Genomic DNA, 8,285 nt, shown 5'->3' with positions numbered 1-8,285 from the left:
CTGTACCCCCGACCGGATTCGAACCGGCGCTACCGCCTTGAGAGGGCGGCGTGCTAGGCCGCTACACAACGGGGGCAAAGCACTGCGTTACTGCTGCACTGCGCTGGGCTACCAGGACTCGAACCTAGAATAAGGGAACCAGAAACCCTCGTGTTGCCAATTACACTATAGCCCATAGTGGTCTAGACCAAGCTAGACATAGTACCCCCGACCGGATTCGAACCGGCGCTACCGCCTTGAGAGGGCGGCGTGCTAGGCCGCTACACAACGGGGGCCCTAGCGATCCTGCATCAAGACGTCCGGGAGCTACCCGATGGAGGTCTTGCGGGAAGGATCTGTACCCCCGACCGGATTCGAACCGGCGCTACCGCCTTGAGAGGGCGGCGTGCTAGGCCGCTACACAACGGGGGCAAAGCACTGCGTTACTGCTGCACTGCGCTGGGCTACCAGGACTCGAACCTAGAATAAGGGAACCAGAAACCCTCGTGTTGCCAATTACACTATAGCCCACCAAAACGCAAGCCCCTGGGGGACTTTCATTTGGTTAGCGCCTCCGTCCGGCCTTTCGGCCCGCTCGGGCGGCGCAGAAAGAACATTACCGGATGCCTGACCGTGCTCCAAAACGGGTATCTGCGGCCACCAGCGCGGGGAGCTGGGCAAGACCGGAGATCCGGTGCACTCCCTCGGGCGTCGGTCCGGGCGCGCCGTACCGGTCGAGCCACACGGCCGTGAGGCCCGCGTCCCGGGCCCCGCGGGCGTCGATCTCCGGCTGGTCGCCGACGTAGGCCACCGCCTCCGGCGGTAGCCCGAGCGCGTCGCAGGCCCGCAGGAAGGCGGCCGGGTCCGGCTTGCTGACGCCCAGTTCGGCGGCGCAGAGCAGCACCTCGAAGCGGTCGCGCAGGCCGAGTCGACGCAGCTTGACGTCCTGGTTGGCCATGGAGGAGTTGGAGAGCACCCCGTGCCGGTAGTCGGCGGCCAGGGCGTCCAGTACCGGCACCACGTCCGGGAAGAGCGCCCAGGCCGCTTCGTAGTGCACGACGTACCGGTCGAACCAGGTGTCGGCCTCGGTATCGGTCATCCCGGGGGCGGCGAGGAAGTCCCGCACCCGGTCGCGGCGCTGCGCGCGGTAGGTCGTCTCACCGGCGGCGAAGCGCGCCCAGTGGCGTTCGGTCGCGGCGCGCCACAGGGCGAGGGCGGACGCCGGGGTCCCGTACCGCTCGGCCAGTCCGTCGTCGGCCAGATGCCGCCCGAGCCCGGCGGTGTCGGCCCCGGTGTAGTCGAACAGGGTGTCGTCGACGTCCCACAAAAACGCACGGATCGGCATGCCGCCGAGGCTACTGGTCTCCCTCCCCCGGCGGGGGCCCGTCGAGGAAGTCCGTCGCGAAACGGGTGGGGCCGCCGTGACCGGGGACGCCGAAGGGGCGGCCGCCGGGAAGGCGGCCGCCCCTTCGGGGGTGCGTACGGGTCAGGCGGTGAGCTTCGCCAGGGCCGCGTCGATGCGGGCCAGGGAGCGCTCCTTGCCCAGGATCTGGAGGGACTCGAAGAGCGGCAGACCGACGGTGCGCCCGGTGACGGCGACACGGACCGGGGCCTGGGCCTTGCCCAGCTTGAGGCCGTGGGCCTCGCCGGCCGTCAGGACGGCCTGCTTGAGGGCCTCCGGGTCGTTCCAGTCGGCCGTCTCCAGGTGGGCGCGGACGGTGGTGAGCAACGCCGCGGGCTCGCCCTTCATCGCCTTGTCCCAGGACGCCTGGTCCTCGACGGGCTCCTTGCGGAAGAGGAAGTCGACGTTCGCGGTGATGTCCGACAGGACGGTCACCCGCGTCTGGGCGTACGGCGCGATGGCCTCCCACGCCCGCTCGTCGAAGTCCTCCGGCGCCCAGTTGGCGTGCGGCGCGCGCAGCCAAGGCCGGCACGCGTCGGCGAACGCCTTGGGGTCCATCCGGCGGATGTGGTCGGCGTTGATCGCCTCGGCCTTCTTCAGGTCGAAGCGGGCCGGGTTGGCGTTCACGTCCGGGATGTCGAACTTCGCCACCATCTCCTCGACGGTGAAGATGTCCTGGTCCTTGGAGAACGACCAGCCGAGGAGGGAGAGGTAGTTCAGCAGGCCCTCGGGGAGGAAGCCGCGCTCGCGGTACAGGTTGAGCGAGGCCTCCGGGTCGCGCTTGGAGAGCTTCTTGTTCCCCTCGCCCATGACGTACGGCAGGTGGCCGAACTCCGGGATGCCGGTGGCGATGCCGAGTTCCATCAGCGCCCTGTACAGGGCGATCTGGCGGGGCGTGGAGGACAGCAGGTCCTCGCCGCGCAGCACGTGCGTGATCTGCATCAGCGCGTCGTCGACCGGGTTTACGAGCGTGTACAGCGGAGCGCCGTTGGCCCGCAGGATGCCGAAGTCCGGGACGTTCTCCGGGGTGAAGGTCAGCTCGCCGCGGACCAGGTCGGTGAAGGTGATCGGCTCGTCGGGCATCCGGAAGCGGACGATGGAGAGACGGCCCTCGGCCCGGTAGGCGGCCACCTGCTCGGCGGTCAGGTCGCGGCAGTGGCCGTCGTAGCCGGAGGGCCTGCCGGCCGCGCGGGCGGCGTTGCGGCGCTCTTCGAGCTCCTCGGTCGTGCAGTAGCAGTCGTAGGCGTAGCCGCCGTCCCGCAGGCGCTGGGCGACGTCCGCGTAGACGTCCATCCGCTGGGACTGGCGGTACGGGGCGTGCGGGCCGCCGACCTCCGGGCCCTCGTCCCAGGTGAAGCCCAGCCAGCGCAGCGAGTCGAGCAACTGGTGGTAGGACTCCTCGGAGTCGCGGGCCGCGTCGGTGTCCTCGATGCGGAAGACGAACGTACCGCCGTGGTGGCGGGCGAACGCCCAGTTGAAAAGAGCGGTCCGGACCAGGCCCACGTGGGGGTTGCCGGTCGGGGAGGGACAGAAACGTACGCGGACGGGTCCGTTAGCCACGCTTGATCACCTTGTTGGTGAGAGTGCCGATGCCTTCGATGGTGACGGCGACCTCGTCGCCGACGTTGAGGGGGCCGACTCCGGCCGGGGTCCCCGTGAGGATGACGTCGCCCGGGAGCAGCGTCATGGCCTCGGTGATGTGCACGATCAGGTCCTCGATCGAACGGACCATGTCACTGGTGCGGCCGAGCTGGCGCTGTTCGCCGTTGACGGTGCACTGGATGGTCAGGTCGCGCGGGTCGAGATCGGTCTCGATCCAGGGGCCCAGGGGGCAGGAGCTGTCGAAGCCCTTGGCGCGGGCCCACTGCTTCTCGCGCTGCTGGACGTCGCGCGCGGTGACGTCGTTGGCGCAGGTGTAGCCGAGGATCACGTCCTTGACGCGCTCCCTGGGGACCTCGCGGCACATCCGGCCGATGACCACGGCCAGCTCCGCCTCGTGGTGGAGGTCTTGGGAGAAGGAGGGGTACGTGATGGGGTCGCCCGGGCCGACCACCGAGGTGGAGGGCTTGAAGAAGGTGATGGGCGTCTCCGGGACCGCGTTGCCGAGCTCCGCCGCGTGCTCCGCGTAGTTGCGGCCGATGGCCACGACCTTGTTCGGGAGCACGGGCGGCAGCAGTCGGACCTTGTCCAGGGGGACCTTGGTGCCCGAGAGCTCGAAGTCCGCGAACGGGATGCCCTTGATGATGTCGAGGACGAGCTCACCTTCGGCGCCGGGGGCAGTGCTGCCCTCGACCGCGCCGAACGCGACGTTGCCGTCGATCGAGAACCTGGCGATGCGCACCGGTTGCGTCTGCCCCTCTGTATTTCCGCTGGCTGGAGTCTGCGGACTCCAGGCTAACGCGGTGGGAGGGGACGCTTCGCGCCTTGTCCGGCGGGTCTACTGCGCGGCGGCGGCGACCGGCGCGTCCATCAGCACGGTGCGGCGGGGGTTCGCCGTCTGCGTGGGCAGCTCGACGGAGTGCTCCGGGGCCAGGGGGGACTGCAGTTCCTCGGCGTCCTTGAGGTGCGCCAGGGTGGTGCGGCGGGGGTTGGCTATGTTGCGGAACATCAGCGTCGTCTTCTGGGGGTTCTGCGGATTCATCGGAGTTCGGGCCCCTGGCTCGCTCGTCGTGTCGTGGTGGTCGGATGCGCCAACCCTGCAAAGGGAAAGGCTAAACATCCGAATCCCCCACCGAACCGGGAAGTAATGGCCACGGCTGTGTGAGTTTCCTCACCAGTGACCCGGCATTGCGGGCATAACGGACAGTCAAATGAGGGCCCCGAAACGGACATTGCGCCACTGAACGCGTTATTCCGCTCCTGATCATCTCGACTGGGACACCTTGACAGCCACGGTATTTGGTCGGCGTAAGTCCGGTTCATCCCGAAAGGGCTTCCACGTCGCGTAGCCCTCCTGTCACAAGCCGTGACGGGTGCGCCGGGGAGAGTCGCGCACCTTGTTGGAGATCCCCCACTGTGCTGGAATTCGCGGGACCGCCGCGGGAATCAGCCGGCGCGCAAGTGGCGCGACTCAGCGCCGAGCGCGGTGGCAAGGAGAGGGAGACGCGCCGGTCACCGACGACCACCATGGGGCCGTCAGTGCCCCACGACTCGACACCGTCCCACCGCTCCACCGGCGGGACGCCTGGTCCAGAGGTTGCGACGCTAGTGCAGGGACGATTCAAGAGGGATGGCAAGGGTTCTCCCCAGGCCCACGAGGGCCGAGGGGAAGCTGCGTCGGAGCAGGAGCCGCGCGGCGGGACCGACCGTGGCTCCTCGCCCCAGCACGCCCAGAACCGAGGGCCGGCTGTCGAAGGAGCGGGACCCGATGCCGCCAACCCCGTGAAGGGGAAGGCCAAGGGCCGCGCCAAGCCGAAGGGCGCGGCGCGGGCCAAGGGCAAGGGCGAACCTGCTCCCGAGCAGGACGTGGCGATACCGAAGGCCCCCAGCGGGCCCGGTTCACGCATGGCCATGCAGAACTGGCGCATCAGCACGCGCCTGGTGTCGCTGCTGACCCTGCCGGTCGTCGCCGCCACCACGCTCGGTGGTTTCCGCATCAACGACTCGCTCAACGACATCGCGCAGCTGGAGCACATGCAGCTGCTGACGACGATGACCCGGCAGGCCACCAACCTGGCCGCCGCGCTCCAGGAGGAGCGCGACAAGTCCGCGGGTCCTCTGTCGGTCGACAAGTCCGGCAAGCCGAACTCCCTCGTCCAGGGTGTCCGCGACCAGACCAACACCGCCATCGAGGCGTTCGGTGTCGCGACCGACAAGGTCGACAGCACGCAGGACAAGGACGACACCCTCAAGTCGATCCGCAACAACATCCTGCAGATCGGCCGCCAGCTCACCGGCATCGAGGACATCCGCAAGAAGGCGTACCAGAGCGGCGCCCAGCAGACGGTCACCGAGTACAACGCGCTCATCGTCTCGCTGCTCTCCCTCTCGCAGGACATGGCCCAGGCCACCTCCAACCCCGAGATGATCAAGCGCACGCGCGCCCTGGCGGCCTTCTCCTCCGCCAAGGAGTACGCGTCCATCCAGCGCGCGATCATCGCCGCCTCGCTCCCCGAGAGCGGCGACAAGCCGGGCAACCTGAGCGAGAACGACCGCCTGTACGCGCTGTCCGCGCTGCGCGGCGAGAGCCAGGCGAAGAAGACCTTCGAACTCGTCTACCAGGGCAAGTCCGAGGAGCTCCTCGCCAGTCTCGGCGACGGCAACGCGGAGATCAGCAAGGCCGACCACTACACCCGTCGCGTCCTGTCCACGCAGGGCCAGTTCGGCAAGGAGCAGGCGTACCACTCCTGGATGGACTGGTACGACGCCGACGGCACCAAGCTCACGGCGATGAAGGTCATCGAGCTCACCCTCCTGGAGGACATGGAGCAGAAGGCCCGCGAGCTGAAGAGCGAGTCGCAGCAGGACGCCATCATCAACGGTGCCCTGATCCTGCTCGTCCTCGGTGTCTCCCTCGTCGGCGCCTTCGTCATGGCCCGCTCCATGATCCGCTCGCTGCGCCGCCTCCAGGACACGGCGACCCGCGTCGCCCAGGACCGCCTGCCCGAGCTCGTCAAGCAGCTGTCCGAGACCGACCCGCAGGACGTCGACACCACGGTGGAGTCGGTCGGTCTGCACACCCGCGACGAGATCGGCCAGGTGGCCGCGGCCTTCGACGACGTGCACCGCGAGGCCGTCCGCCTCGCCGCCGAGCAGGCCCTGCTGCGGGGCAACGTCAACGCGATGTTCACCAACCTCTCGCGTCGCTCGCAGGGTCTGATCCAGCGCCAGCTCTCGCTCATCTCCGAGCTGGAGTCGCGCGAGGCCGACCCGGACCAGCTGTCCTCGCTCTTCAAGCTCGACCACCTCGCGACCCGTATGCGCCGTAACGGCGAAAACCTCCTCGTCCTCGCGGGCGAGGAGCCGGGCCGCCGGTGGACCCGCCCCGTCCCGCTCGTCGACGTGCTCCGCGCCGCGGCGTCCGAGGTGGAGCAGTACGAGCGCATCGAACTCGCTTCGGTGCCCGGCACCGACGTCGCCGGCCGCGTCGTCAACGACCTCGTGCACCTGCTGGCCGAGCTGCTGGAGAACGCCACCTCGTTCTCCTCCCCGCAGACGAAGGTCAAGGTCACCGGCCACGCCCTGCCGGACGGCCGCGTCCTCGTCGAGATCCACGACACCGGCATCGGCCTCTCCCCGGAGGACCTCGCCGCGATCAACGAGCGACTCGCGTCGCCGCCGACGGTGGACGTCTCAGTCTCCCGTCGCATGGGTCTGTTCGTGGTCGGCCGCCTGTCCCTGCGACACGGCATCCGCATCCAGCTGCGCCCCTCCGACTCGGGCGGCACCACCGCGCTCGTCATGCTGCCGGTCGATGTCGCCCAGGGCGGCAAGAAGCCCGCGCCGATGCCCGGCCAGGGCGGACCGGGCGGTCCCGGTTCCGGTGCCCCGCAGGTCGGCACGGGCGGTCCGGGCGGTTCCGCGGGACAGGGCCCCGGCGGCGGTGGGGGCCCGCGTCCCCCCGTGGGCGTCGGTCCGCAGCGCGGTCAGGTCTCCGCCGCCGGGCAGCGTGCCGCGCTCCCCGGGCGGGACGGTTCGGCGGGCGCGCAGCAGCGGCCCCAGGGCCAGGGCCCCGGCCCGCAGGGCGGTCCGGGTGGCCGGCCCCAGCAGCAGGGCGGCCCGATGGCCCGTCCGCAGGCGGGTCCGGGTGCCCCCACGGGTCCGGGCGCGGGCGGTTTCACGGCCCCGCTCCCGGCCCGGGGTCCGGTCGGTGGTCCGGCCGGCGGCGCTCTCGGCGGTCCCGTCGGCGGTGCGCAGTCCCGGCCCGGTACCGGTCCCTCCGCCTTCCCGCAGGGCAACGGCTTCGAGCGTCCGCAGCAGCAGCCCGCCCAGGCCGGTGCCCAGGCCGGCCAGGGTCAGCCCCCGGCCCCCGTCCAGCGCAAGCGGCCGCAGCTGCCGCCGCGCGGCGGCGCCCCGCGTCCGGAGCTCCCGGGTGCGGGCACCGCTGCCCCGCAGAGCACCAGCTGGGGCGCCGGGCAGGGCGGTCACGAGGTTCCGCGCGGGCACGACGAGCTGTCGGGCCCCGGTGCGACGGCCGAGTTCCCCCGCCCCGACTTCAACGCACCGGCCCCGTACGCCGGCGGCGGCACCACCGGACAGTTCGAGCGCCCCGACGTACGCGGTCCCCTGGACCCGTCCGCCACCGGGCAGTTCGAGCGCCCGGGGGACCTCCAGGCACCCCGCGGCGGCGGTCCCGGCGTGGGCGGCTACAACGCCGGCCGGCCCCAGGCCCCGCAGTCCGGCGGCTACACCCCGGCGCCGCGTCAGCAGACGCAGCCCGAGGCACTGCCGCCTTCCCCGGGTCCCGGTGAGGCGCGCAGCCCGATCTTCGATACGCTCGAGTCGAACTGGGTCCGCCAAGACAGCGGTCCCTCGGTACCCCAGCAGCCGCAGCAGTACCAGCAGACTCCCGCCGCGCCGGCTCACCAGCAGCCGCTCCCCCAGCGCGGACAGGAGCTCTCGGCCGACCAGACGGCGACCGGCGCGGTGCCGACCGTCAGTTGGCGGTCCTCGCCGAACGACGAGCTGATGCGGCAGGCCGAGCGCGTGCGCCAGCCCGCCGCCGGCGGCATCACGACCTCGGGCCTGCCCAAGCGGGTACCGCGGGCGAACCTCGTGGCCGGTACCGCACAGCAGCAGGCCGATACCCCGGCGGGTCCGCAGGTCTCACGCGCCCCGGACGACGTCCGCGGCCGCCTCACCAACCTCCGACGCGGTATCCAGCAGGGGCGCCAAGCCGGCACCGCCGGCCCCGCGACCGGCAGCTACCAGATCGACCCCACTTACCAGCAGGAGCGATAGTTGA

At 70.6% G+C, this 8,285-nt stretch carries 5 protein-coding genes and 5 tRNA genes; 1 reads left to right on the top strand and 9 read right to left on the bottom strand.

What is annotated here, in order from left to right:
- Window positions 1–3 precede the first annotated feature (3 nt).
- The 9 genes from E6R62_RS18670 to E6R62_RS18630 all read right to left on the bottom strand — a co-directional run bounded on the left by E6R62_RS18670 (window position 4) and on the right by E6R62_RS18630 (window position 4,022).
- A tRNA-Glu gene (locus E6R62_RS18670) sits at window positions 4–76 on the bottom strand.
- A 27-nt stretch (window positions 77–103) separates the two neighbouring features.
- A tRNA-Gln gene (locus E6R62_RS18665) sits at window positions 104–175 on the bottom strand.
- 27 nt (window positions 176–202) lie between these two features.
- Window positions 203–275, bottom strand: a tRNA-Glu gene (locus E6R62_RS18660).
- Window positions 276–338: 63 nt separating this feature from the next.
- Window positions 339–411: transfer RNA gene (locus E6R62_RS18655), tRNA-Glu, on the bottom strand.
- Between the two features lie 27 nt (window positions 412–438).
- A tRNA-Gln gene (locus E6R62_RS18650) sits at window positions 439–510 on the bottom strand.
- An 85-nt stretch (window positions 511–595) separates the two neighbouring features.
- Entirely contained in the window at window positions 596–1,324 is a 729-nt protein-coding gene (locus tag E6R62_RS18645) for an HAD family hydrolase (RefSeq protein WP_136214593.1), read from the bottom strand.
- 141 nt (window positions 1,325–1,465) lie between these two features.
- Window positions 1,466–2,941: a glutamate--tRNA ligase gene (gene gltX, locus E6R62_RS18640; protein ID WP_136214592.1), complete on the bottom strand. Its 1,476-nt coding sequence runs from the start codon at window positions 2,939–2,941 to the stop codon at window positions 1,466–1,468.
- A complete protein-coding gene (locus E6R62_RS18635) occupies window positions 2,934–3,722 on the bottom strand; it encodes a fumarylacetoacetate hydrolase family protein (protein ID WP_136214591.1) in 789 nt (262 codons plus the stop codon). The genes gltX and E6R62_RS18635 overlap by 8 nt, the downstream gene beginning before the upstream one ends.
- Before the next feature lie 96 nt (window positions 3,723–3,818).
- The gene (locus tag E6R62_RS18630; RefSeq protein WP_136214590.1) at window positions 3,819–4,022 is read right to left on the bottom strand and encodes a hypothetical protein; all 204 of its coding nucleotides are present in this window, start codon (window positions 4,020–4,022) and stop codon (window positions 3,819–3,821) included.
- Window positions 4,023–4,588: 566 nt separating this feature from the next.
- Here E6R62_RS18630 and E6R62_RS18625 point away from each other — a divergent pair.
- Window positions 4,589–8,281: a nitrate- and nitrite sensing domain-containing protein gene (locus E6R62_RS18625; protein ID WP_240801745.1), complete on the top strand. Its 3,693-nt coding sequence runs from the start codon at window positions 4,589–4,591 to the stop codon at window positions 8,279–8,281.
- Window positions 8,282–8,285: the final 4 nt, after the last annotated feature.

The organism is Streptomyces sp. A1136 (assembly GCF_004795055.1).
Lineage (GTDB): Bacteria > Actinomycetota > Actinomycetes > Streptomycetales > Streptomycetaceae > Streptomyces.
This window is presented reverse-complemented; position numbering and strand designations above follow the sequence as displayed.

Coding starts and splice junctions, on each gene's coding strand:
- E6R62_RS18630 (WP_136214590.1), bottom strand. CDS start 4,022: ATGAATCCGCAGAACCCCCAGAAGACGACGCTGATGTTCCGCAACATA.
- E6R62_RS18645 (WP_136214593.1), bottom strand. CDS start 1,324: ATGCCGATCCGTGCGTTTTTGTGGGACGTCGACGACACCCTGTTCGAC.